The 22113-nt window shown below is 69.4% G+C and carries 20 protein-coding genes and 1 riboswitch; of the genes, 8 read left to right on the forward strand and 12 right to left on the reverse strand.

Annotation, left to right across the window (positions count from 1 at the left end; genetic code table 11):
* Position 1 precedes the first annotated feature (1 nt).
* Genes Q1A36_RS09050 through Q1A36_RS09080 form a run of 7 tightly spaced genes read left to right on the forward strand, consistent with a single transcriptional unit; the run spans position 2 to position 5425 of the window.
* Complete coding sequence (locus Q1A36_RS09050; protein WP_299842426.1) at positions 2-766, forward strand: thiazole synthase; 765 nt, start codon at positions 2-4, stop codon at positions 764-766.
* Positions 763-1359: a thiamine phosphate synthase gene (locus Q1A36_RS09055; RefSeq protein ID WP_299842429.1), complete on the forward strand. Its 597-nt coding sequence runs from the start codon at positions 763-765 to the stop codon at positions 1357-1359. The genes Q1A36_RS09050 and Q1A36_RS09055 overlap by 4 nt, the downstream gene beginning before the upstream one ends.
* Positions 1356-2348 (forward strand): HesA/MoeB/ThiF family protein, encoded by a 993-nt coding sequence (locus tag Q1A36_RS09060; protein WP_299842432.1) that lies wholly within the window; start codon positions 1356-1358, stop codon positions 2346-2348. The genes Q1A36_RS09055 and Q1A36_RS09060 overlap by 4 nt, the downstream gene beginning before the upstream one ends.
* Positions 2345-3292 (forward strand): ABC transporter substrate-binding protein, encoded by a 948-nt coding sequence (locus tag Q1A36_RS09065; RefSeq protein WP_299842435.1) that lies wholly within the window; start codon positions 2345-2347, stop codon positions 3290-3292. The genes Q1A36_RS09060 and Q1A36_RS09065 overlap by 4 nt, the downstream gene beginning before the upstream one ends.
* Positions 3289-3966 (forward strand): TenA family protein, encoded by a 678-nt coding sequence (locus tag Q1A36_RS09070; protein ID WP_299842438.1) that lies wholly within the window; start codon positions 3289-3291, stop codon positions 3964-3966. The genes Q1A36_RS09065 and Q1A36_RS09070 overlap by 4 nt, the downstream gene beginning before the upstream one ends.
* Positions 3963-4685, forward strand: coding sequence for an ATP-binding cassette domain-containing protein (locus Q1A36_RS09075; protein WP_299842441.1), 723 nt, complete (start codon positions 3963-3965; stop codon positions 4683-4685). The genes Q1A36_RS09070 and Q1A36_RS09075 overlap by 4 nt, the downstream gene beginning before the upstream one ends.
* An 11-nt stretch (positions 4686-4696) precedes the next feature.
* Complete coding sequence (locus tag Q1A36_RS09080; RefSeq protein WP_299842445.1) at positions 4697-5425, forward strand: ABC transporter permease; 729 nt, start codon at positions 4697-4699, stop codon at positions 5423-5425.
* Between the two features lie 19 nt (positions 5426-5444).
* On the opposite strand, the gene Q1A36_RS09085 is transcribed toward Q1A36_RS09080, so the two are convergent.
* From Q1A36_RS09085 to cbiE, 7 genes are all read right to left on the reverse strand, one after another.
* Positions 5445-9332: an ExeM/NucH family extracellular endonuclease gene (locus tag Q1A36_RS09085; protein ID WP_299842448.1), complete on the reverse strand. Its 3888-nt coding sequence runs from the start codon at positions 9330-9332 to the stop codon at positions 5445-5447.
* Between the two features lie 85 nt (positions 9333-9417).
* Entirely contained in the window at positions 9418-10176 is a 759-nt protein-coding gene (gene cobF / locus Q1A36_RS09090; protein ID WP_299842451.1) for a precorrin-6A synthase (deacetylating), read from the reverse strand.
* A 71-nt stretch (positions 10177-10247) separates the two neighbouring features.
* Positions 10248-10919, reverse strand: a complete 672-nt coding sequence (locus Q1A36_RS09095; RefSeq protein ID WP_299842454.1) for an energy-coupling factor ABC transporter permease — start codon at positions 10917-10919, stop codon at positions 10248-10250.
* Between the two features lie 33 nt (positions 10920-10952).
* Positions 10953-11169, reverse strand: a riboswitch (cobalamin riboswitch).
* Between the two features lie 64 nt (positions 11170-11233).
* Complete coding sequence (locus Q1A36_RS09100; RefSeq protein WP_299842456.1) at positions 11234-12574, reverse strand: cobyrinate a,c-diamide synthase; 1341 nt, start codon at positions 12572-12574, stop codon at positions 11234-11236.
* On the reverse strand, positions 12571-13350 hold the full coding sequence (gene cobM / locus Q1A36_RS09105) for a precorrin-4 C(11)-methyltransferase (RefSeq protein ID WP_299842459.1): 780 nt from the start codon (positions 13348-13350) through the stop codon (positions 12571-12573). Before cobM ends, Q1A36_RS09100 begins: the two co-directional genes overlap by 4 nt.
* Positions 13347-13727 carry a cobalamin biosynthesis protein gene (locus Q1A36_RS09110; protein ID WP_299842462.1) on the reverse strand — a complete coding sequence of 127 codons (381 nt, stop codon included), beginning with the start codon at positions 13725-13727 and terminating at the stop codon, positions 13347-13349. The genes cobM and Q1A36_RS09110 overlap by 4 nt, the downstream gene beginning before the upstream one ends.
* Positions 13709-14902 (reverse strand): precorrin-6y C5,15-methyltransferase (decarboxylating) subunit CbiE, encoded by a 1194-nt coding sequence (gene cbiE / locus Q1A36_RS09115; protein WP_299842465.1) that lies wholly within the window; start codon positions 14900-14902, stop codon positions 13709-13711. The genes Q1A36_RS09110 and cbiE overlap by 19 nt, the downstream gene beginning before the upstream one ends.
* Between cbiE and Q1A36_RS09120 the strand changes: the two genes are divergently transcribed.
* Positions 14901-15653 carry a cobalt-precorrin-6A reductase gene (locus tag Q1A36_RS09120; RefSeq protein WP_299842468.1) on the forward strand — a complete coding sequence of 251 codons (753 nt, stop codon included), beginning with the start codon at positions 14901-14903 and terminating at the stop codon, positions 15651-15653. The genes cbiE and Q1A36_RS09120 overlap by 2 nt on opposite strands.
* On the opposite strand, the gene cobJ is transcribed toward Q1A36_RS09120, so the two are convergent.
* From cobJ to cobN, 5 genes are read right to left on the reverse strand one after another with little or no spacing between them, the layout of a single operon-like run.
* Positions 15626-16363, reverse strand: a complete 738-nt coding sequence (cobJ, locus tag Q1A36_RS09125; protein WP_299842471.1) for a precorrin-3B C(17)-methyltransferase — start codon at positions 16361-16363, stop codon at positions 15626-15628. The genes Q1A36_RS09120 and cobJ overlap by 28 nt on opposite strands.
* Positions 16360-17100: a precorrin-2 C(20)-methyltransferase gene (locus tag Q1A36_RS09130; RefSeq protein WP_299842474.1), complete on the reverse strand. Its 741-nt coding sequence runs from the start codon at positions 17098-17100 to the stop codon at positions 16360-16362. The genes cobJ and Q1A36_RS09130 overlap by 4 nt, the downstream gene beginning before the upstream one ends.
* A gap of 2 nt (positions 17101-17102) precedes the next feature.
* Positions 17103-17732, reverse strand: coding sequence for a precorrin-8X methylmutase (locus tag Q1A36_RS09135; protein ID WP_299842477.1), 630 nt, complete (start codon positions 17730-17732; stop codon positions 17103-17105).
* Positions 17732-18868, reverse strand: coding sequence for a precorrin-3B synthase (gene cobG, locus Q1A36_RS09140; RefSeq protein WP_299842480.1), 1137 nt, complete (start codon positions 18866-18868; stop codon positions 17732-17734). Before cobG ends, Q1A36_RS09135 begins: the two co-directional genes overlap by 1 nt.
* A complete protein-coding gene (cobN, locus tag Q1A36_RS09145; protein ID WP_299842484.1) occupies positions 18865-22110 on the reverse strand; it encodes a cobaltochelatase subunit CobN in 3246 nt (1081 codons plus the stop codon). Before cobN ends, cobG begins: the two co-directional genes overlap by 4 nt.
* Positions 22111-22113 lie beyond the last annotated feature (3 nt).

The following is a 22113-nucleotide window of genomic DNA, read 5'->3' on the forward strand; positions in this document are numbered from 1 at the left end:
CATGCCGGTCTTCTATGGCACCCAAGTCGACAGCGCGCTGATGCTGGGCACGGCGCAATACCCCTCGCCTGCGATCCTCGCCGAAGCCTTCCGCGTCTCGCAGGCGGGCATCGCCACGGTCAGCCTGCGCCGCGAGGCCGGCGGCGGGCAGGTCTTCTGGGACATGATCGCCGGACTTGGCACCCGCATCCTGCCCAACACCGCCGGCTGCCACACGGTCAAGGAGGCCGTCACCACCGCCCAGATGGCGCGGGAACTCTTTGACACAAGCTGGATCAAGCTCGAGGTCATCGGCCATGCCGACACGTTGCAACCCGATGTCTTCGGGCTGGTCGACGCCGCGCGCATCCTGACCAGCGAGGGGTTCGAGGTCTTTCCCTATTGCACCGAGGATCTGACCGTGTGCGGTCGGCTGCTCGAGGTCGGCTGTCAGGTGCTGATGCCCTGGGGCGCGCCGATCGGCTCGGGTCTGGGGCTGAACAATCCCTATGGGCTGCGCAGCCTGCGCGCGCATTTTCCCGATGTGCCGGTGGTCGTGGATGCCGGGATCGGCCTGCCCTCCCATGCGGCGGGGGCGATGGAGATGGGGTTCGACGCGGTGCTTCTGAACACTGCCGTCGCCAAGGCGGGCGATCCGGTCAGCATGGCGCGGGCGATGGCGCTGGCGGTCGAGGCCGGGCGCGCGGCCTTTGAGGCCGACCCGATGGAGCCGCGCGACATGGCCGCGCCATCCACCCCCGTTCTCGGAAAGGCCTTCCTCGCATGACCCTGCCCCGCTTCTACCCGATTTTTGAAACCGCCGACTGGATCGGGCGGATGTTGCCGCTTGGCGTGAGGCTGGTGCAGCTGCGCGTGAAGGACCGGCCTGACGCCGAGACCCGCGCCGAGATCCGCCGGGCTCAGGCGCTCTGCCGCGCGGCGGGGGCGCTGCTGGTGGTGAACGACCATTGGCAGCTCGCCATCGACGAGGGCTGCGACTGGATCCACCTTGGGCAGGAAGATCTGGACGGCGCCGACCTGTCCGCCATCCGCGCGGCGGGCATCAGGCTGGGCGTCTCGACCCATGACGAGGCGGAACTGGTCCGCGCGCTCGCGCTGGTGCCCGATTACATCGCCCTCGGCCCGGTCTGGCCCACCATCCTCAAGAAGATGAAATGGCACCAGCAGGGCGTTGAAAAGCTGACCGAGTGGAAGGCGCGGATCGGCGGCATTCCCCTGATCGCCATTGGCGGGCTGAACCTCGACCGCGCACCACTGGCCTTTGCCGCCGGTGCGGATGTCGTGTCAGCCGTGACCGACATCACCCTGAACCCCGACCCCGAGGCACGGGTGCGCGACTGGCTGCGGGCGACGGCATGAACCGCTATGCCCGCCAGCTGATCCTGCCCGAAATCGGCGCCGAGGGTCAGGCGCGGATCGGCGCGGCGCATCTGCTGGTGGTCGGCGCGGGGGGCCTTGGCGTTCCGGCGCTGCAATATCTGGTCGGCGCGGGCATCGGGCGGATCACGCTGATCGATCCCGACCGGGTCGAGGCGACGAACCTGCACCGCCAGCCGATCTATGGCCCTAGCCTCGGCCAGCCCAAGGCCGAGGCCGCCGCCGGCTTCGCCCGCGCGCTGAACCCCGGGGTTGCGGTCACGCCGCTGGTCGCGTGGCTGACTCCGGAAAATGCCCCGGAACTGGTGGCCGGTGCCGATCTGGTCCTCGATTGCGCCGACAGTTTCGCCGCAAGCTACACACTGTCGGACCTCTGCCTTGCACTGCGAAAACCGCTGATCTCCGCTTCGGCGCTAGGGCTTTCCGGCTATGTCGGCGGCTTCTGCGATACCGCCCCCTCGCTGCGCGCGGTCTTTCCCGACTTGCCCGACAGCCTTGCCACCTGCGCCAGCGCCGGGGTGCTGGGTCCGGTGGTTGGGATGCTGGGGGCGGTTCAGGCGCAGATGGCGCTGGCCGTGGTGCTGGGGCTGCAACCCTCGCCGCTGGGGCAGTTGCTGCGCTTTGACATGGCGGGGTTTCGCACCTCCTCCTTCCGCTTCGACGCCGCCCCCGAACCCGAAGCCGCGCCGCACCCCTTCATCGCCGCCTCGGCGCTGCGCCCCGGTGATTTCCTGATCGAGCTGCGCGACCCCACCGAAGCGCCACAGCCCGTCGCCCCCCATGCCCGCCGCCAGTCGGTCGAGGATTTCGGCCCCGCCGGCCCGATCCCCACCCCCGGCCAGCGCGCCGTTTTCACCTGCCGCTCGGGCCTGCGCGCCTGGCGCGCCGCCGACCGGCTGCGCGCGGTCTGGCCGGGCGAGATCGCCCTTCTGGCCGATCCTGCACCCCATTCCACCGGAGACCCAAGATGATCCCCACCCGCCTTCTCGCCGCGCTGGCCGGCCTGACCCTCGCCACGCCGGCCCTGGCCGAGGACAAGATGACCCTGCTGCTCGACTGGTTCGTGAATCCCGACCACGCCCCGATCATTCTGGCGCAGGAAAAGGGCTTCTTCGCCGATGAGGGGCTGGCGGTCGAGATCGTCGCCCCCGCCGACCCCAGCGAGCCGCCGAAGCTGGTGGCGGCGGGCAAGGCCGATCTGGCGGTCAGCTATCAGCCGCAGCTGCATCTGCAGGTGCATGAGGGGCTGCCGCTGGTGCGCGTCGGCACGCTGGTTGCCACGCCGCTCAACTGCCTGATGGTCGATGCCGATGGGCCGGTCCAGAGCCTCGCCGATCTGAAGGGCCGGAAGATCGGCTATTCGGTCTCGGGCGTGGAAAGCGCCACGACGGCGGCCATGCTGCAAAGCGCCGGTCTGACGGCGGACGATGTCGAGATGGTCAATGTGAACTGGTCGCTGACGCCCTCGCTGATGACGGGCCAGGTCGATGCGGTGATCGGGGCTTTCCGCAATTTCGAACTGACCCAGATGCGGCTGGCGGGCGGCAATGGCCGCTGCTTCTTCCCCGAAGAGGCCGGGCTGCCCAGCTATGACGAGCTGATCTTCGTCGCCAATGCCGACAGCCTTGATCGCGACCGCATCACCCGCTTCCTCGCCGCCATCGAGCGCGGCACCGAATACATGCTGAACCACCCCGACGAGGCGTTTGCGACCTTCGCCGCCTCTGGTCCCGATCTTTCCGACGAGCTGAACACCCAAGCGTGGAAGGACACCCTGCCGCGTTTCGCCCATAGCCCGGCGGCGCTGGATCATGGTCGTTATGCGAGGTTCGAGAAATTCCTGCTCGACGCCGGGATGATCGACGCGACCCTGCCGGTGTCGAAACTGGCGCTGGACCCGGGGGCGGCGGAATGAGCGCCCCGGATTACGGCCGCAGCTTTGCCCTCTGGCGGGTGGATTGCGCCGACCACTGGTCCGCCTATACCCGCCATGCCTTCGTCGAGGGGCTGAAGGATGGCAGCCTGCCCCGCGCCGCCTTCCTGACTTACCTGCGGCAGGATTACCTGTTCCTGATCCACTTCTCGCGCGCCTGGTCGCTTGCGGTGGTCAAGGCCGGCACGCTGGAGGAGATGCAGGCGGCAGCCGCCACCGTGCAAAACCTTTTGCACGGCGAGATGGCGCTGCATGTGGCGATCTGCGCAGCGGCGGGGATCAGCAAGGCCGATCTGCTGGCGACCGAGGAGGCACCGGAAAACCTTGCCTATACCCGCTATGTGCTGGAGACCGGCTATTCCGGCGATTTCCTCGACCTGCTGGCCGCGCTCGCGCCCTGTGTCTTGGGCTATGGCGAGATCGGCGCGCGGCTGATGGTCGAGGCTGGCGACACCCCCTATCGCGACTGGATCGAGACCTATGGCGGCGTCGATTATCAGGCGATGTGCCACGCGCGCGGCACGATGATCGACAAGGCGGTGGCGGATCGGCTGGGGCCGGCGCCGGAAAAACTGCCGCGCTGGCAGCAGCTGTCCCATCGCTTTGCCACCGCCACCCGGCTCGAGGTCGGCTTCTGGGGCTTGGGCCGGGCATGAGCGCACCAAACAGGACTGCGCCGGTGATCCTGTCGGGGCAGGTCGTCATGTCGGGCCGGGCGCTTTTCCCGCCAATCCGCCTGCGACTCGAGCCGGGGCAATGGACGGCGCTTCTGGGCGATTCCGGGGTGGGCAAGTCGACGCTGCTCAGGCTGATCGCCGGCCTGCCGATCGGCGGAGAGTTCCGGGGCCTGGTGCAGTTCCGCCAGCCCGTCGCGCTGATGGCGCAGGATCCGGGGCTGCTCGGCTGGCTGACCGTGCGCCAGAACGCGGCGCTTGGTGCGCGGCTGCGCGGCGATGCCGCCGATGCCGCGCGGCTCGACGCCATTCTCGACCGCGCCGGGCTGGCGGCCCATGCCGGGAAGCGCACGGTGGAACTGTCGGGCGGCCAGCGACAGCGGGTGGCGCTGGCGCGGACGCTGATGGAGGATCGCCCGGTGGTGCTGCTGGACGAACCCTTCTCGGCGCTGGATGTGCGGCTGCGGCTCGAGATGCAGGACCTCGCGGCCGAGTTGCTGCGGGGCCGCACCGTGCTGCTGGTCACGCATGACCCGGCCGAGGCCGCGCGTCTGGCCGACCGCATCCATGTGCTGACCGAGGCGGGCCTCAGCGCGGTGGAAACCCCTGCGCTTCCCGTCCCGCGCGCACCGTCACATCCCGAACTTCTGCGCTGTCAGGGCGCACTGATGTCGCGCCTGATCGCCGGGGCCGCCGCATGAGCGCGCGGCAGATGCTGACGCCCCTGGCTGTCGGGCTGGGCCTGCTGGCGGGCTGGCAGGCACTGGTCCTTCTCACCGGCCTGCCGCCCTTCCTCTTGCCCGGGCCGGGGGCGGTCGCGTCGGCCATCGTCACCCATCGAGAGGTGCTGGCGCAGGGCGCGCTGACCAGCCTGACCGAGATCCTCGCGGGTTTCGCGCTCGGGGCCGGCACCGGCGCGATCCTCGCCGTGCTGATGGCCAGCTTTCCCCGGCTCGCCGCTGTGCTGCGCCCGGTGCTGCTCTTGTCGCAGGTGATCCCGATCTTCGCGCTGGCGCCGATCCTGACGCTGTGGCTGGGGTTCGGCATGGCGCCGAAGATCACCGTGGTGGCGCTGATCTGCTTCTTCCCGGTCGCCTCGGCCTTCCTGGACGGGCTGATGCGCAGCTCGCCCGCCTGTCTCGATCTGGCGCGGACGATGGGGGCGAGCCCTTGGCGCGAGATGGCGCATATCCGCATCCCCATGGCCCTGCCGATGCTGGGCAGCGGGCTGACGCTGGCGGCGGTCTATGCCCCCATCGGCGCGGTCATCGGCGAATGGGTCGGCGGCTCCGAGGGCCTGGGCGCGGTGATGATCCATGCCAATGGCCGGATGCGCACCGATCTGGCCTTTGCCGCGCTGGCCCTCGTCACGCTGATCGCGCTTGGCTTTCACGCACTGGTCAGCCGTCTGGTGAGCCGGGGGTTCGCGCGCTTCGGCTAACTCCCCGGTCTGAACCGACTTACGCCACCAGCGGATCGTCCAGTGTCAGCCCGACGATCAGCGGATCGTGGTCCGAGGCGGCGAAGGGCCCGTCATTGTAGAAGCCCGGATCCTTGAACTGCGAGCTGTAGCCCAAGAGGTCCGGCTCATCGGCATTCACATGCCATTCGGTCGCCCCGGTCACGTTGTCCGCCAGACCCGCCGAGGCCAGCCCCTGATCCAGCGTGCCGCGCTGGCCGTCAAAGACATAGCTATAGGCCTGATCCTGCCCGATGAACTGGTCGATCAGATCGACCAGCCCGGCCTCGCGCAGCGCCTGCACCGGGTCCTCCTGCGCATAGGCGTTCATGTCGCCCATCAGCAGATAGTCACTGACCCCGCCACCGGCATATTCCGTGCCCAGCCAGTCGGCCAGTTGCACCGCCGCCTCGGCCCGGACGCCGTTCCAGAAGCCCTGACCGTCGCCCTGATCGAAATTCGCATCGGCGCGCAGCGCGTCGATATCGGCCTGGGTAAAGCCCGCCGCCGCACCATTGGCGTCGAGATAGGCCTGCGCGGCATTGGAGAGCGCAACCAGCCCGCTGTCGCCCTTGGACTTGAAATGCGACGAAACCACGGTGAACTGGTTCCCTTCCGCATCCTCGAAGGTCGCCGCGACCGAGGGGCGGTTGCGCTGGAAATCGCCCAGATAGGTCGATTGCGGCAGCGCGTCATCCAGAACCTTGGCCAGCTGATAGGTGGTCGCCGCCGTGCTCTCGTCGAACTCGATGTAATCGGTATGAACCAGCGTCAGCGCGGCGCTGTCATAGACGATGCCAGTCATGATCGCATCCTCACCGACAAAGCCGCCGGTCCCGGTCGGATCGACATAGGCATAGACCGCGCCCGAGCCGGTGGCCGTAGCCTCGGCATTCAGCGCATCGACCAGCGCGTCGATGGCCGAACCTTCGCCAAAGCCGCCATTCTCGATCTCTTGCAGGGCAAAGACTTCGGCCCCGGTGCCGGTCATGACCGAAACCAGTTTTTCCGTCTGCCGGGCCAGATCGGCCTCGGTCGTCGCCCCGCGCGGCGACAGCGTGCCATCCGGGCCGGTGCCGCCCGAGAGCGTGGTGAAATAGTTCAACACGTTGATCGAAGCCACCTGCAGCTCGCCACCCACATCCTCGGGCACCTCCTGCCGCGCGCCGGAATTGGTGGCCTCGTCGATCGGCAATTGCCCGGTCGGGATCAGCGCGTGATCGCCGAACTGCTCGGTCATCACCCCCTCGATCGGGCCGGTGAACTGGGTGCCAAGGCGCAGCGTCGCGCCGCCCGCGCCGAACTCATCGCCCGCATCGAGATAACCGTTGCCATTGTCGCCCGGCGTGGTGTTCGGGATGTATTCGAAGGCGTCGGGGTTCTGCGTGCTGATGCCGTCATCGATGATCAGCCGGTTCTGGGCATTGGCCTCGGCCAGCGCCGCGACCTCGGCGGCCTCGGTCTGCGCGTCAAAGATCTGCGTCGGCTGGTATTGCACGCCTGCGCCCACCACGATCTCGCCATAGCGGTCGAAATCGAAATTCTCGATCACCGTCAGCGGCGCGTCGGTGCCGCTGATGACCGAGACCCGCATCCCCTCGACCGATTCATAGTTGAAGCCCTCGGGCGACAGCTCGACCGTCGCCGCCGTGGGCAGCTCGTTGCCGCTGGACATGATCATCACATCCGTGACGGCGGTCAGCTCGGTCAGCCCGCCGAATTCGGTGACGGTGCCATCAAGCTGCACCAGATCGCCAAGCGCCACGGCCTCGCCGCCGCCGGTGAAGACGAAAATGCCCTCCGAGGTCAGCGCGTCGAGATCGGCATCGGCGTCTTCCTCCTGCAGATAGAAACCGTTCGCCGCGATATGGACGACCACCGCCGTCACCTCGACCCGCTGGCCGATCAGCGTCGAGGCATCGGTTGACCCCTGAATGAAGGAAATCAGCTGCGGCGTCGCGGTCTCGCCGCCGCCGCCATCGCCCCGATTGGCCGCGCCCTTGGTCGCGTCGGCGGGCGCGGCCCAGTTGCCGTCCGCATCGCGTTGCAGCGACAGGCCCGGCGCATCGCCGCCGGTTTCCGCCACGCCGATATCGCTGGAGGTCATCCCCGCCGCCGTGCCGCCGGTGGCGGTCATCTGACCCTCATAGCTGAGGAATTCAATCACCTCGCCACCGTTCACCAGCGCCAACCCGTCCGGCGCGCCGTTCTGCAGCCCGTTGGCCGGCAAGTCCCAGACATAGAAATCATGGGTGCCGTCGCTGGTCATGGTGGCATCGGCGATCGACAGCGTGCCGTAAACCGAGCCATTGCCGCCGTTATAGAGTTCCACCGACAGACCCGAGGCATCGCCGCCCGCCGTCACCCGGACCTCGACGAACTCGCCGGTATCGGTGCCGGCATTGTCATAGTGGAATTCGTTGATCCGCGCCGCGAATTCAGGTTCAGCGGCGTCATTGCTGGCGCCTGCGGTTGCCGTTTCCGGCGCGCGCCAGCTGCCATCCGCGTTCCGCTGCAAGGATTGGCCGAGGGGCGTATCGCTGGCCTCCAAGACGCCGATATCGGTCGAGGTCAAGCCATTGGCCGCGCCGCCAGTGGCGGTCATCTCGCCCTCGTAACTCAGGAACTCGACCACCTGGCCGTCATTCACCAGCGCCATCCCGTCCGGCGCGCCATTCTGCAACCCGTTCGCGGGCAGGTTCCAGACATAGAAATCATGCGTCCCGTCGCTGGTCATCGTCGCATCGGCAATCGACAGCGTGCCGTAGACCCCGCCATTGCTTCCATTGTAAAGCTCGACCGAAAGACCCGAGGCATCATCGCCCGCGTTCACGCGGACCTCGATGAACTCCCCCGCATCGGCGCCGGCATTGTCATAGTGAAATTCGTTGATCCGGGCGACGATCGGCGGCGTCTCGGTCACGTCCTCGACCGTCACCGATATATCTGCTCTGTCGCTGGCGCCGTCGCCATCGGTCACGCTGACGGTCACGTCATAGACATTGTCGCCGCCCGCATCGCCCGGATTTTCGTAATCCGGCGCGGTGATGAAGCTCAGTTCTCCAGTTTCGGGATCGATCTGGAACAGCGCCGCATCGGCCCCGCCGCTGATCGCATAGCTCAGGTCGCTGCTGTCGGGGTCGGTGGCCGAAAGGCCGGCAGGCACGGCGGTCTGGTTTTCCGCCACGGTGACGCTGGTGGTGGCGGTCAGCGTGGGCGCGTCATTCTGGCCGGTGATGGTGACAGTGACCGTCGCCGTATCGGTGCCGCCCTTCCCGTCATCGACGGTATAGGTAAAGCTGTCGGTGGCCGTCTCGCCCTCGGCCAGATGGTCGAAACGGGTGCCGGGGTCATAGCTGATCTGGCCGCCCTCCAGCGTCATAACTGCGCCCGAGGCCGCAGCGGACACCCCGGTGATGGTCAGCGCGTCACCGTCAAACTCGCGGTCATTGGCCAGAAGATCGGCGGTGTCGAAGAGGCTCACCCCGTCCTCGTCTGCCGAAACGGCATCATCCCCGGCCAGCACGGCATTGTTCCGGCCATCGAGATGCAGCGTGTAGTCGTCGCCTTCGAAATAGAGCGCCTCGACCGATTGCAGCCAGTCGCTGCCGTCGTTGCCCGACAGCGCCTCGACCCGGGTGATGCCGCCAAGCCGGCTGATCGCGTAATCATCGACCCCGCCCGCATAAACCGCCGTATCCGTTCCGCCCCCGCCAAGGATGCGGTCATCGCCGCCGCCGCCGCGGATGGTGTCATCGCCGCCCAGTCCAAGGATCATGTCCTTGCCCGCGCCACCTTCAAGCAGGTTGCCCCGCTGGTTGCCGAGGATCAGCGACGGCCCTCCCCGGTCGGCTGCTGCATTGCCCTTCTGCGCGCGGTTCGAGGCCATGACGATTCTCCCGTTCTCGTGACATTGACCCCTTTGACCCTAGTCAGGTGACAGCCATGTGACCAGCCTCGCGTCCGGGTTGTGCTCAGCCGCGCCGGATCAGGTAGATGTCCATGATCCAGCCATGCCGCGCCCGCGCCTCGGCCCGGATGGTGACGATCTGCGCCGCGACCTCGGAGAGCGGCCCGGCGATCAAAAGCTGCTCAACCATGCCGACATAGGCGCCCCACCAGATGGTCAGGCCCGCCGGGTCCAGCGCCTCGAAGGCACCGCCCGCATCCAGCATGACGACGATGGTTGACGCCCCGTCGGGCCAACCGCCCGCGCGCAACTGTCGCCCGGTGGTGATGGTGACGGGCGCGCCGAGATCGTTCAGCGGGATGGCATGGGCGGCGCAGAGCGCCTGGATGGCGGTGATGCCGGGGATGACGCGCAAGGTCAGCGGCAGGCGGCGGCCCACCTGCCCGGCAATGCGCAGGGTGCTGTCGTAAAGCGAGGGATCGCCCCAGACCAGCAGGGCTACGCGCGGCCCCCCACCCGCGTCCAGATGCGCGCGGATGCGATCCTCCCAGACCCCGGCAATGGCGTCATGCCAGTCCTGCACCCGCGCGAGATAATCGGGGGTCGCCGGATCGCGCGCGGGCAGGTCAAAGGTCTCGACCCGGGTTGCCGGATTGGTCAGCGCATCGCGGCAGATCGCCAGCCTCAGACCGGCGAGATCGGCCTTGTCCTCGCCCTTCAGCGGCACAAGGATCAGATCGGCCGCGTTCATCGCCTTCACCCCCTCGCCGGTCAGGTGGTCAGGATTGCCGGTGCCGATGCCAATGAGGGAAAGCTGGATCATGGGTTGCCTGCGCGTCATGATAAAGGGCGCGGTCCCGCAGGCCCGCGCCCCTGATTTCGTCGAAGCCCGGATCAGGCCGAAGCGAACAGCCGCGGCGTGACGAGCGAGGCGGGCATCCGCCCGGCCAGCGCCTTGGCACCAGCGAGGATGGCCAGATCGACCAGCGGCTCGATCAGCACGACGGTGATATAGGCCGCGCCGAACATGCCGATCCCGGCCAGCGCCGAGGCGCCCTGACCGTAGAAGGCCCAGAAGCCGACCCATGCCACCACGCCGCCCTGGTAGGCGAAGGAGAGTTTCAGCACATCGGCATAGCGCAGATCGACATAGGCCGTGCCAGCCGGGATGATCCGCTGTGCCAGAACCGCGACGGCGAAGAGCGGCACCAAGAGCGTGGTCACGTTCATGCCGTATTGCGGCAGATCGAAGGGGGCGAAGAACAGGCCCTGCAGCAAGAGGCCCATGGCCAGACCCAGTGCAGCCGGACCGGCGCCGAGGATCAGAAACAGGGTCGAGCCGAGAATCAGATGCACCTCGCTGACCCCGACCGGGTAATGCGGCAGCACCTGGAAGAAGCCGAAGGTGGCGACCGTGGCGATCACGCTGCGCAGCGCCACCGAGGCGAGGCCGCTCTGCCGGGTCGATTGGCCCAGCATGAACAGCCCGGTCGCCGCAGCTCCGGCGGCGGTGGCATAGCTGAGGACGATCTTGGCACCGTGAACGATGCCGGGTTCGATATGCATGTCTGTCTCCTTGTCGTCACACCCGACGACCTATGGGTTTCATTGCGTCGAGGCCGGTCTCCTGGCTCGCGGATCATGGCGACCACCCGCCTTCCCGGCCCAAAGGGACCAGTGGCAATCGGATGGCCGCTCTCCGCTTACAGTCGCGGGGGCGGCTGAGGCACAGGCGTCGCTTGCTGGGACGCCCTTCCCCATTCCCGTTTCAGCCCCGTTCCTTGCGGTCCGGGACACCTCGTCCGATCTTTCTGCGCCGGGGCGCGCTGCGGGTCAAGGCGGATTCCCGGTTCCCTTTCAGGTGATTGCGCGGCAGAAGGTCACGCCGCCGCCGCGCTGGCTGGCGCGATCAGGTGAAAGAACGTGCCGCTGACCCGACCGCCGCCGGCGCTGTCGCGGAACGACCCGGTCTCGGGCACAAGATCGCCATTGGCATCGCGCACCTCGGCCAGCGGCGCGTCGGGCTGATCGAGGATGGTGGCATAGTGGAATTCGTGCCCGCGCAGGCCCGCCGCGTCCGCCAGCCCCGGCAAGGGCCGCGCCGCCCGCGCGGCAAGGCGATAGCCCAGATGCATCCGGCGCTTGGCATAGCTGGTCTCCAGCCCCAACAGCCCCGCCATCCGGTGCCGCGTGCCATCAGCCGCGACCAGCCCGGCGCCAAGTGTCATGTAACCGCCGCATTCGCCATGCACCGGCCGGCTTTGGGCAAAGCGGGTCAGCCCGGCACGGAAGGTCTCGGCCGCCGCCAGGCGTCCGGCATGAAGCTCGGGATAGCCGCCCGGCAGCCAGCAGACCGTGGCCGAGGGATCGGGCGCCTCGTCCGCCAAGGGCGAGAAGGGCAGGATGGTTGCCCCGCCAGCCCGCCAGTCCGCCAGAAGATGCGGATAGATGAAGGAAAACGCCTGATCCCGCGCCAGCGCGATGCGCTCGCCCGGTGGCGGGACGGGGGCGGCATCCGCGCCCGAAAACGCGCCGTGCACCGCCAGCGCCCGGATCGCCGCCAGATCGCAATGCTGGGCGATGAAGCCCGCCAGATCCTCGAGAATGGCGTTCAGTCGAGGCAATTCCTCGGCCTGAACCAGCCCCAGATGCCGCTCGGGCAGTTCCACATCGGGCCGGCGCGGCAGTGCGCCCAGCACCGTCAACCCGGCCTCTTCCATGCCGGCGCGGGTCAGCGCCTCGTGCCGGGGCGAGGCGACGCGGTTCAGGATCACCCCGCCGATCCGCACATCCTTGCGGAACCGCGCGAAACCCGCCGCCGCCGCCGCCGCCGATTGCGCCTGTCCCGAGACATCGAGAACCAGGATGACCGGCCAACCCGACAGCGCCGCCAGATCGGAACTGGCCCCGCTGCCGGTCTCGCCCGGTTTCGCCACCCCGTCGAACAGGCCCATCGACCCCTCGGCCAGCACCAGATCGGCCCCCTCGGCCCCGCGCGCCAGCATGGCGATGCGGCCGGGCGACATGGCCCAGCTGTCGAGGTTCATCGAGGGCTGGCCCGCCGCCACGGCATGAAAGGCCGGATCGATGTAATCCGGCCCGCTCTTGAACGGATGCACGCTGAGGCCCTGCGCCCGGAAGGCGGCCAGAAGCCCAAGCGCCACGGTGGTCTTGCCGGTGCCCGAGGCGGGGGCGGCGATCATCAGGCCGGGCGCGGTCATGGCGCCTCCGGAAAGCGCGGGTTGGTGCCGACGGGGCGGTAACGGCGGTCATAGTCGCCGGCATAGAGGCGGCTTTCGTCGAAATCCTCGGCCCCGAGCGCCGGGCCGACGAGGATCAGCGCGGTGCGCTCGCCCTCGCCAATGGCCGGATCCAGCGTCGCCAACGTGGCACGGTAGAGGCGCTGGTCGGGCCAGCTGGCGCGGAACACCACGGCGACCGGGCAATCCGGGCCGTAATGCGGAGTCAGACGGTCCTGCACCTCGGCCAGCACATGCACCGACAGGTGAACGGCCAGCGTCGCCCCGGTGCGGGCAAAGTTTTCCAGCGTCTCCCCCTCGGGCATGGCCGAGGCGCGGCCCGAGGTGCGGGTCAGGACCAGCGATTGCGCCACGCCGGGCAGGGTCAGTTCCGCCCCGAGCGCTGCGGCGGCGGCGGCAAAGGCGGGCACGCCGGGGGTCACGTCATAGGGGATGTTCAGCGCGCGCAGCCGGCGCAATTGCTCGCCCATGGCCGACCAGATCGACAGGTCGCCCGAATGCAGCCGCGCCACGTCCTGCCCCGCCGCATGGGCCGCCGCGATCTCGTCGATGATGGCGTCGAGGCTCAAGGGCGCGGTGTTCACGATCCGCGCGCCGGGCGGGCAATGGGCCAAGAGCGCCTCGGGCACCAGCGAACCGGCATAGAGGCAGACCGGGCAAGACGCGATCAGGTCGCGCCCGCGCAGGGTGATGAGGTCGGCCGCCCCCGGCCCCGCGCCGATGAAGTGAACGGTCATGGGTCGGTTCCTTCTGCAAGCGCCACGGTGGCAAAGCCACCCGGCGCGATCTGTCTGGCCCGGACCAGCCTTGCGCCTGTTCCGCAGGCTGCCAGCGCCGCGGCTTCGGCGACCGAGCCGGTGCCATAGCGGTCGGGTTGGTTAGGGGTCGTTGTCGCGCAGGTCTGGCGCCGCAGCGCCGCCAGCGGCACCGCGATCAGCGGCAGGTCGAGTTCACCGGCGAGCATCCGCAAAGCAGGGTGATCGGCCTTGTCCTCCGCCGTCGCAAGCGCCGAAAGCCGCATCCCGCCGATCAGCGCGAGGCCCGCGCGAAGGCCGTCCAGCGTGGCCGAGGCCCGCAGCCCGATCCCGGCGACGATCACAGGACCACGCTCCATTGCACCAGCGGACGCGCGGGGGTCCAGCCGCGCATCCCGCCCAAGGGGGCTGCGCGCGCAAGCTCGATCCGCATCAGCGCGCCGCCGTGCCGCGCCTGTGCGTCCAGCACCAGCGCCTCGGTCTCCAGCGTCACCGCGTTCATCACCAGCCGCGTGCCGGCGGGCAGGGTGTCGAACAGCACCTGCAACAGCGCCGCATCCGCGCCGCCGCCGATGAAGACGGCATCGGGACGGGTATCGCGCAAGGCATCCGGCAGCGCGCCACCCTCGATCCGCGCGGCGATGACCTGCATCCGGTCCTGCAACCCGAAGCGGGCGATATTCTCGGCAATGGTCGCGGCCCGATCCGCCCGCGCCTCGACCGCCATCGCCCGCCCGCCCTGCAGGCACCATTCGACCGAGATCGACCCCGACCCCGCGCCGAGATCCCAGAGCAGCGCACCCTTGCGCGGCGCGAGCGCGCAGAGGGTCAGCGCCCGGACGGGCTGCTTGGTGATCTGCCCGTCATGGGCGAAGCTCTCATCCGGCAGGCCGGGGGTCAGCGGCAGGCCAGCGGGGGTGGCGATCTCGACGGCGGCAATCACCGGCACCTCGATCGCGCTCAGGTCAAACCCGCCCACCGTGGTGCAGCGGATGCGCTCACCCGGCCCTCCGAGCCGTTCCAGCAACCAGAGCCGGGCATCGCCCGCGCCCTGCGCCACCAGCCACTGCACCAGATCCGCCGCCGCCGCGCCATCGCGCAGCGTGCAGATCAGACGCTGACCGCGCCCCATCTGCCGCAGCAGGCGCTCGAAGGGCGCGGCATGCAGCCCGTGGCAGGCCACCTCCTCCAGCCGCCAGCCAAGCCGGTTCGCCGCCAGCGCGAAACTGGACGGCACCGGGAAGGATTGCCATTCGCCGGGGTGAAGCTCGGCCATCAGCGACCCGCCCGCGCCATGCCAGAACGGATCGCCCGAGGCCAGCACCGCCACCCTGCGCCCCCGCGCCGCCAGCACCGGGGCCAGCGAGAACGGCACCGGCCATTCCTGCCCGCGCGCGCCGGCACCGACCAGCGCCAGGTGCCGTGGCCCGCCGAAGACGATTTCCGCCTCCGCCAGCGCGGCCCGGCTTGCTTCAGTCAGCCCCGCCGGGCCATCTTCGCCCAGACCGATGATCGACAGCCAGGGCTCAGCCATGACGCGCATCCTTCTCTTGGGTGGAACGACCGAAGCGAGCCAGCTGGCCGGGGCGCTGGCGACTGCCGGTATTCCCGCGCTTTTCTCCTATGCCGGGCGCACCGAGACGCCGCGGGCGCAGCCCTTGCCCCTGCGCGTGGGCGGGTTCGGCGGGGCCGAGGGGCTGGCGGATTTCCTGCGCGTGGGCGGTTTCACCCACCTGATCGACGCCACCCATCCCTTTGCCGCGCAGATGAGCCGCAATGCCGTGGCGGCGGCCGATGCCACCGGCCTCCCGCTCATGGCCTTTGAACGCCCGGGCTGGACGGAGCGGCCCGGCGACAACTGGACCCGCGTGGCAGACATGGATGCCGCCGTCGCGGCGCTGCCGGAGACGCCCTCGCGGGTGTTTCTGGCCATCGGTCGGCAGAATATCGCAACCTTCGGCCCGAAACCGCAGCACCACTACCTGCTGCGCCTCGTCGATCCGCCTTCCGCGCCGCTGCCCCTGCCCGACGCCCACGTGATCCTCGATCGCGGCCCCTTCACCGAGGCCGGCGATCTGGCGCTGCTTCGGGATCACGCCATCACCCATCTGGTCGCCAAGAATGCCGGCGGCAGCGGGGCCGAGGCCAAGCTGGTGGCTGCCCGCGCGCGCAACCTGCCGGTCATTCTGATCGACCGGCCCGCCTTGCCGCCGCGACCCGTCGCCGCCACCGTGACCGAGGTGATGGACTGGCTGGCTCATCCGGTGACCGATCGCGGCGTATAGACCCAACGCCCCACCCGCCGCGTCGCCGCGTTGCCGACAATGACCACGGTGCGCATGTCGGCCATCTCGGGCGCGGCCTCGGCCAGCGTGACCGTGACCAGCGCCTCCTCGGGCGTCGAGACCGCGCGGGCGAAGGTGATGAGCCGCGACGGCTCGCATTCCTCGCGCAGGATCTCGAGCACGCGGGCGAATTGATGCGGGCGCGAGGACGAGCGCGGGTTGTAGAAGGCCATGGCAAAGCCGCCCTGCGCGGCATGGCGCAGGCGGCGCTCGACCTCGGCGAAGGGTTTCAGATTGTCCGAGAGGTTGATGGCGCAGAAATCATGCCCCAGGGGCGCACCGGCCCGCGCCGCCGCCGCCAGCATGGCAGTGATGCCGGGCAGGATGCGGATGTCGAGCGCGTGAAATTCGGGCCGCGCCTCGACCATTTCGAACAGCGCCGAGGCCATGGCAAAGACCCCCGGATCACCCGAGGAGACCACCACGACCCGCCGCCCCTCTGCCGCCATCTCAAGCGCCGCCAGCGCGCGATCCAGTTCCACCCGGTTGTCGGAAGGATGCAGGGTCAGGCCGGGGCGCGGGGCGATGCGGGCGACATAGGGGATATAGCCCACCACATCGCTCGCCTCGGCCAGCGCCGCCGTCACCTCGGGCGTCACCAGCGAGGGATCGCCGGGACCAAGCCCCGCGACGGCCAGCCAGCCGCTCATTCCGGCGCCCCGGAGACCGGGCGGCGGCCCTGCCCGTGGACCAGCACGATGGCGAAATAGGGGCAATCGGCAGCCTCGACCTCGGCCAGACGGGCAATGCGCTGGCCCGGCATGGTGCCGCGCTCGATCAGCCAGGCCTGGTCCAGCCGCCCGGCGGCTTCCAGCGCGCGGCGCACCTTGGGCAGGTTGCGCCCGGTCTTCATGATCGCCAGCGCATCGGCCCCGCGCATGTGGCTGACCAGCTCCGCCTCGGGCAGCGTGCCCATCAGCACCGACAGCACGTCATCGCCCCATGTCACCGGCAACCCGCTGGCGTGCCAGCAGCCGACCATGCCGGGAATGCCGGGGATCACCTCGACCGGCACCCGGTCCTTCAGACGGGTGTAGAGATGCATGAACGAGCCATAGAAGAACGGATCGCCCTCGCAGAGGACCACCACCTCGGCCCCGCCCTGTGCCAGCGCTTCGAGCCGCAGGGTCCAGTCGTCATAGAAATCCGCGAGCAGCCGGATGTAATCGGGGCTGTCGAACGGAAGTTCCGTCGTGACCGGGTATTCCATCGCATGTTCGGTGACGCCCTCCGCCAGCATCCCCTCGACAATGCGCCGGGCCTGACCGGCGCGGCCAGCCTTGCGGAAATAGGCCACGTGGCGGGCAGACCGGATGGCGCGGTCGGCGCGGACCGAGATCAGGTCGGGATCGCCCGGCCCCAGCCCGGCGCAGAGGATGCGGCCCATGCTCATTCCTTTCGGCTGGCCAGCGCGTTGACGGCGGCGACGGTAATGGCCGAACCGCCCAACCGCCCCTCGACGATCAGCGCGGGCACCGGCGGATCGGCCATCAGCGCGGCTTTCGACTCTGCGGCACCGATGAAGCCCACCGGGCAACCGATGATCGCCGCCGGGCGCGGGCAGGCCGGGTCTTCCAGCATGTTCAGCAGGTGAAAAAGCGCGGTCGGCGCATTGCCGATGGCGACGATGGCGCCGTCGAGATGCGGCCGCCACAACTCCACCGCCGCGGCCGAGCGGGTATTGCCCATCGCCTGCGCCATGTCCGGCACGCCCGCCACATGCAGGGTGCAGATGACCGCGTTATTCGCCGGCAGGCGCGGGCGGGTGATGCCCTCGCTGACCATGCGCGCATCGCAGAGGATCGGCGCGCCGTCCTCCAGCGCCTGACGCGCGATGATCGCCATGTCGGGGGTAAAGCGGATATGGCGCTCCAGCCCGACCATGCCGGCGGCGTGGATCATGCGGACGGCGACCACCTCCTCTTCGGGGGTGAAGCCGGCCAGATCGGCCTCGGCCCGAATGGTGGCGAAGGATTGTTCATAGATCTTCGCGCCATCGGTTTCATAGCTGTGACGCATCAGAACAGTCCTTTCAGATCAATCAGCCCATCGGCAGGCAGCTGCTGCCCGGCCTTATCCTGCGCCCGGCCGTTCCGCACCAGATCAAATCCCTCGGACGTGGCAATCAGGGTCAGATCGGCCGGTCCCGGATGGGCGCAGCCCTTGGCGCAGCCCGAGACATGCAGGACGCGCCCCGGCGGCACATCCGCCGCCAGCGCCCGCGCCAGACCCCTCACCGCGCGATGCCCCTGACGGCAGCCGGGCGCGCCGGTGCAGGCCACGACACGCAGGCGCGGATCATCGCCCGAGAGGATCAGCCCCGGCAGGTCGGGCAGCTGTTGCACCCCCTCGATCAGCAGCATCCGCCACGGCGTCAGGCGCAGCGGGCCGATGGCGGCGAGCGCGGCCAGCGCCCCGGCCTCGACCTGCCCGAATTCCAGCGCCGCCAGCGCCCCTTGGGGGACAAGCCCCGGTCCGGGCGGTGGCGGCGCGGGGGCGGGGCGGGTCGTTCCGGCCAGCGCGCCCTCGGGATGGATGCCGCGAGCGATCAGCGCGGCCATGCGGCCCCTTCCGTCTCGGACCCCGCCGGCAGCGAGGAACCAGCGGGCAAGGGCAACTGCGGCCTCGGGCGCGTTCTCGGCGCTGACCGGGGCACCCAGCTCCGCCCCGTCCGCGCGCAGGATCAGGCCGCCCGTCTCGTCCCGTTCCAGCCGGATATCGCCCGCCGTCGCCGACAGCACCGGCGCGGGGCCAGAATCGACGACAAAGCCGAATTTGCCGGGCAGGTCCGGGCCAGCGGCCAGCGCGCGGGTCACGGCCAGCGCCAGTGCCTCGGTGACAGCATCGGCGAAGGGCGTGACCAGCAGGTTGCGCCGGGCCTCGGTTTGCAGATCGGCATCGACCAGCCCCAGCGCCTGCAATTCGGAGATCAGCGCCGCGTGGCTCTGCTCGCGGACCCCGCGCAGTTGCAGGTTGCCGCGTGCGGTCAGGTCCATCAGCCCGTTGCCATGCTTGACCGCCGCCGCAGCCAGCCCCTCTGCCTGCGTCTGGTTCAAGCGCCCCAGCACCGGGCGCAGCCGCACCACCAGCCCGTCGCCCGACAGCATCGGGCGCAGCGCGCCGGGGCACCAGCCCTGCACCTGAAACCCGCTCATCCCCCGGCCCCCAGCGTGGCGGCGATCGAGTTGCGCCGCGTGACCCACAGCCCGGCCTCGTTCAGCCGCCGGAACAGGTCCTCCAGCGCCGCCAGCGCCGCCGGGTTCTCGCGCGCCATGAAATCGCAAATATCGTCGCGCCCCAGCGTCGCCTGATGGGTCAGGTCGAAGAGATGCGGCGGCACCACACCGGCCAGATGGGCGAATGCGGCCAGATGCTCGACGGTGGCGGTGATCTCGGCGGCACCACGGAAGCCGTGGGCCACCATGCCATCGGCCCATGCGGGATTGGCGGCGCGCGCGCGAACCACGCGGGCGATTTCCTCGCCCAAGGTCCGGGCGCGCGGACGGTCGGGCTGCGTCGCGTCGAGGTGATAGAGCGCCGGGGAGTCGAACCCGAGCCGGGCCAGCGCGGCGGCAAAGCCCGCCTCATGCGCGGCGTAATCGGCGGCCAACAGCAGATCGCTTTCCGGCAGGTCCTGCGCATGAACGAAACTGTCGGCCTGCCGCAGCCGATCCTCCAGCGCGTCCCGGTTCTCCTGCGACCGGCCATCCGGGCCGATGGCCCAAGACGAGGCGGCCAGCCACGCCTCACCCGCCGCCGCCCGCGCCTCATTGGAAAAATCTTCCAAGGCAGCCCCCATCCCCAGCCCGTAAAGGCCCGGTCGCGGGCCGAAGACCCGGGGTGCGGGGGCGAGATAGGGGTTTTCGCTGGCCGGTTCCTCGCGCCCGGCCAAGGCTGCGGCGCCGGTTTCAAACAGCCCCGCAAGCCCCGGAAACACATCACGAAACAGGCCCGAGACCCGCAGGGTCACATCGATGCGGGGGCGGTTCAGCATCGCCAGCGGCAGCACCTCGACCCCGCTGACGCGCCCCGACCCGGCATCCCACAAGGGCGCGAGCCCCGCCAGATGCAGCGCCATGGCGAATTCCTCGCCTGCCGTGCGCATCGTGGCCGAACCCCACAGATCGACGACCAGCCCGCGCGGCCAGTCTCCATGGTCCTGCAGATGCTTGCGCAGCAGTTCCTCGGCCAGTTTCACCCCTTGGGCATGGGCGGCGCGGCTTGGCACGGCGCGGGGATCGACGGCGAACAGATTGCGCCCGGTCGGCAGCACATCCGACCGGCCCCGCGAGGGCGAGCCGGACGGTCCCGGTGAAACCCGGCGACCGGCAAGCGCGGCCAGCATCCCCGCGCGCTCCTCGGTCCCGCAGGCGCCCCGACCGAGGACGTGCAGCCCCTCGCCATACTGGCTTTCCTTGATGTCGCAGACGAAGCGGTCGATGCGGGTGATGGCCTCGGCCGCGCCGGCGCCCGGCGGAATGCCGAGATCCTCCTCGACCCCCAGCGCGCGGGCCTCGTCACGGATGCCCGCGATCAGCCGGTCGCGCCGCGCCGGGTCGAGCCCGTCGGCGGTGGAATATTCGTCCAGCAGCCGCTCCAGCCCGGCCATGCCATCGGGCAGTGTCGCGGCTTTCAAGGGCGGCGGCAGGTGGCCAAGGGTCAGCGCGCCGATGCGCCGCTTGGCTTGCGCCGCCTCGCCCGGATCGTTGACGATGAAGGGATAGATCACCGGCAGCGCACCGATCAGCGCCTCGGGCCAGCACGCCTCCGACAGCGCAACCGACTTCCCCGGCAGCCATTCCAGCGTGCCATGCGCGCCCATATGCACCAGCGCCTGCAGGTGCTGCGAGCGAAGCCAGAGGTAGAAGGCGACATAGGCGTGACGCGGCACGCGGGCGAGGTCGTGATAGTCATCGTCCCGCGCCCGGCTGTCACCGCGCTCGGGCTGCAGCGCCACCAGCACCCTGCCGCGACGCAGGGCGGCGAAGCGGAAGTTTTTGCCAGCGCAGGCGGGATCGTCTTCGGGGTTGCCCCATGCCTCGTGCAGTTGCTGGCGCAGGGCTTCGGGCAAGGTTTGCAAGGCTGAACAATAGTCGGAGAGCGGCCAGTCTAGGGTTTCAGAGCGCAGCGCCTGCGCCAACCCCTCGCCGACTGCGGTGTCAAACCCCTCGGTTGCGAGATCCGAGAGCAGCGCCTCGGTCGAGGCCAGCGCATCCAGCCCGACGGCATGGGCGATCTGATGCGGGCGACCGGGATAGGTCGAGAGCACCACGGCAAGCTGCCGTTTTTCCGGCGGGGTTACGCCCAGATGATGCCATGCAGAGACCTTGGCGACGATGGCAGCGATGCGCCCCTCATCAGCGCGATGGGCAAAGCGCGAGAATTGCAGGTCGGGATCGCGGCGGCCCGGCGACTTGAACGAGGCGACCCCGGCGAAAAGCCGTCCGTCCACCTCGGGCAGCACGACATGCATGGCCAGATCGGCGGGCGAGAGGCCTCGATCCGAGGTCATCCAGTCGCGCCGCCGGGCGGTGGAGAGGGCGAGTTGAAAGACCGGGCAGTCACAGGCATCGAAGGGTGTGGCCCCGTCATCGCCCTTGGCCGAGAAGGCGGTGACATTGACAATCGCCGCCGGTTGCCGCTCCGACAGCAGGGGCCGCAGCCAATCCGAAAAACCCGGTGCCTTCAGCGAAGGCGCAAAGACGCCAAGTGCGGAAAAACCCGCCGCGCGCAGGGCATGGATCAGCGCATCGACCGGGCCGGTATCGGCGGCGGTCAGATAGCTGCGGTAGAAGCTGACCAGCACCAGCGGGCGCCCGTCAGCCTCGGGCGCGGCCACTATCCCCCGATCCGGGTCGTAGAAGCCGACATCCGGGACCCTTTTGTCGCCCGGCACCGGCCCGGCATAGATCCCCGCCGCAAGGCAGAGCTGCGCCAGCGCCGCCTGCGCCGCCACCGCGCCGCCCGCATCGCAAAGCTGCGCCAGCCGGCGCAGCACCGAGACCGGCACGGTCGAGGCCGCATCCAGCGCCGGATCGGCCCGCCCATCCGCCGGCAGCACCGCCAGGGCCAGCCCCTTGCGCCAGGCCAGATCGCGGATCGAGGCGATGCCGTAGGGCCAATAGGCCTCGCCCCCGATCAGCCGGATCAGGATGGCTTTCGCGCCCGACAGGGTGCGCTCGACATAGGTATCGACCGAAACCGGATGTTTCAGCGCAACGATGTTCTGCAGTCGCAGCGGGGGCAGCTTGCCCCCGGCCCGATGCCAGCCTGCCGCGAAGGCGCCAAGGTCGCTGTCCGAGAAGGACAGCACCACCAGATCCGCCGGGTCCTGCCCCGGGTCGTAGGGCGTTTCCGCCTGATCCAGTCCATGGCTTTCGCGGAAGACGACATGCATGGC

It is taken from the genome of uncultured Paracoccus sp., assembly GCF_947487305.1.
GTDB lineage: Bacteria > Pseudomonadota > Alphaproteobacteria > Rhodobacterales > Rhodobacteraceae > Paracoccus.

What these genes read in the sequence shown, in the direction of transcription:
- Q1A36_RS09050 (WP_299842426.1), top strand. Translation starts at nt 2, where the DNA reads ATGCCGGTCTTCTATGGCACCCAAGTCGACAGCGCGCTGATGCTGGGC.
- cobM (WP_299842459.1), bottom strand. Translation starts at nt 13,350, where the DNA reads ATGACCGTTCACTTCATCGGCGCGGGGCCGGGGGCGGCCGACCTCATC.
- cobF (WP_299842451.1), bottom strand. Translation starts at nt 10,176, where the DNA reads ATGATCCAGCTTTCCCTCATTGGCATCGGCACCGGCAATCCTGACCAC.
- cobJ (WP_299842471.1), bottom strand. Translation starts at nt 16,363, where the DNA reads ATGAGCGGCTGGCTGGCCGTCGCGGGGCTTGGTCCCGGCGATCCCTCG.
- Q1A36_RS09130 (WP_299842474.1), bottom strand. Translation starts at nt 17,100, where the DNA reads ATGGGCCGCATCCTCTGCGCCGGGCTGGGGCCGGGCGATCCCGACCTG.
- Q1A36_RS09075 (WP_299842441.1), top strand. Translation starts at nt 3,963, where the DNA reads ATGAGCGCACCAAACAGGACTGCGCCGGTGATCCTGTCGGGGCAGGTC.
- Q1A36_RS09120 (WP_299842468.1), top strand. Translation starts at nt 14,901, where the DNA reads ATGACGCGCATCCTTCTCTTGGGTGGAACGACCGAAGCGAGCCAGCTG.
- Q1A36_RS09060 (WP_299842432.1), top strand. Translation starts at nt 1,356, where the DNA reads ATGAACCGCTATGCCCGCCAGCTGATCCTGCCCGAAATCGGCGCCGAG.
- Q1A36_RS09100 (WP_299842456.1), bottom strand. Translation starts at nt 12,574, where the DNA reads ATGACCGCGCCCGGCCTGATGATCGCCGCCCCCGCCTCGGGCACCGGC.
- Q1A36_RS09110 (WP_299842462.1), bottom strand. Translation starts at nt 13,727, where the DNA reads ATGGAGCGTGGTCCTGTGATCGTCGCCGGGATCGGGCTGCGGGCCTCG.
- Q1A36_RS09085 (WP_299842448.1), bottom strand. Translation starts at nt 9,332, where the DNA reads ATGGCCTCGAACCGCGCGCAGAAGGGCAATGCAGCAGCCGACCGGGGA.
- cobG (WP_299842480.1), bottom strand. Translation starts at nt 18,868, where the DNA reads ATGAGCGGGTTTCAGGTGCAGGGCTGGTGCCCCGGCGCGCTGCGCCCG.
- Q1A36_RS09055 (WP_299842429.1), top strand. Translation starts at nt 763, where the DNA reads ATGACCCTGCCCCGCTTCTACCCGATTTTTGAAACCGCCGACTGGATC.
- Q1A36_RS09135 (WP_299842477.1), bottom strand. Translation starts at nt 17,732, where the DNA reads ATGCGTCACAGCTATGAAACCGATGGCGCGAAGATCTATGAACAATCC.
- cbiE (WP_299842465.1), bottom strand. Translation starts at nt 14,902, where the DNA reads ATGGCTGAGCCCTGGCTGTCGATCATCGGTCTGGGCGAAGATGGCCCG.
- Q1A36_RS09095 (WP_299842454.1), bottom strand. Translation starts at nt 10,919, where the DNA reads ATGCATATCGAACCCGGCATCGTTCACGGTGCCAAGATCGTCCTCAGC.
- Q1A36_RS09065 (WP_299842435.1), top strand. Translation starts at nt 2,345, where the DNA reads ATGATCCCCACCCGCCTTCTCGCCGCGCTGGCCGGCCTGACCCTCGCC.
- cobN (WP_299842484.1), bottom strand. Translation starts at nt 22,110, where the DNA reads ATGCATGTCGTCTTCCGCGAAAGCCATGGACTGGATCAGGCGGAAACG.
- Q1A36_RS09080 (WP_299842445.1), top strand. Translation starts at nt 4,697, where the DNA reads ATGCTGACGCCCCTGGCTGTCGGGCTGGGCCTGCTGGCGGGCTGGCAG.
- Q1A36_RS09070 (WP_299842438.1), top strand. Translation starts at nt 3,289, where the DNA reads ATGAGCGCCCCGGATTACGGCCGCAGCTTTGCCCTCTGGCGGGTGGAT.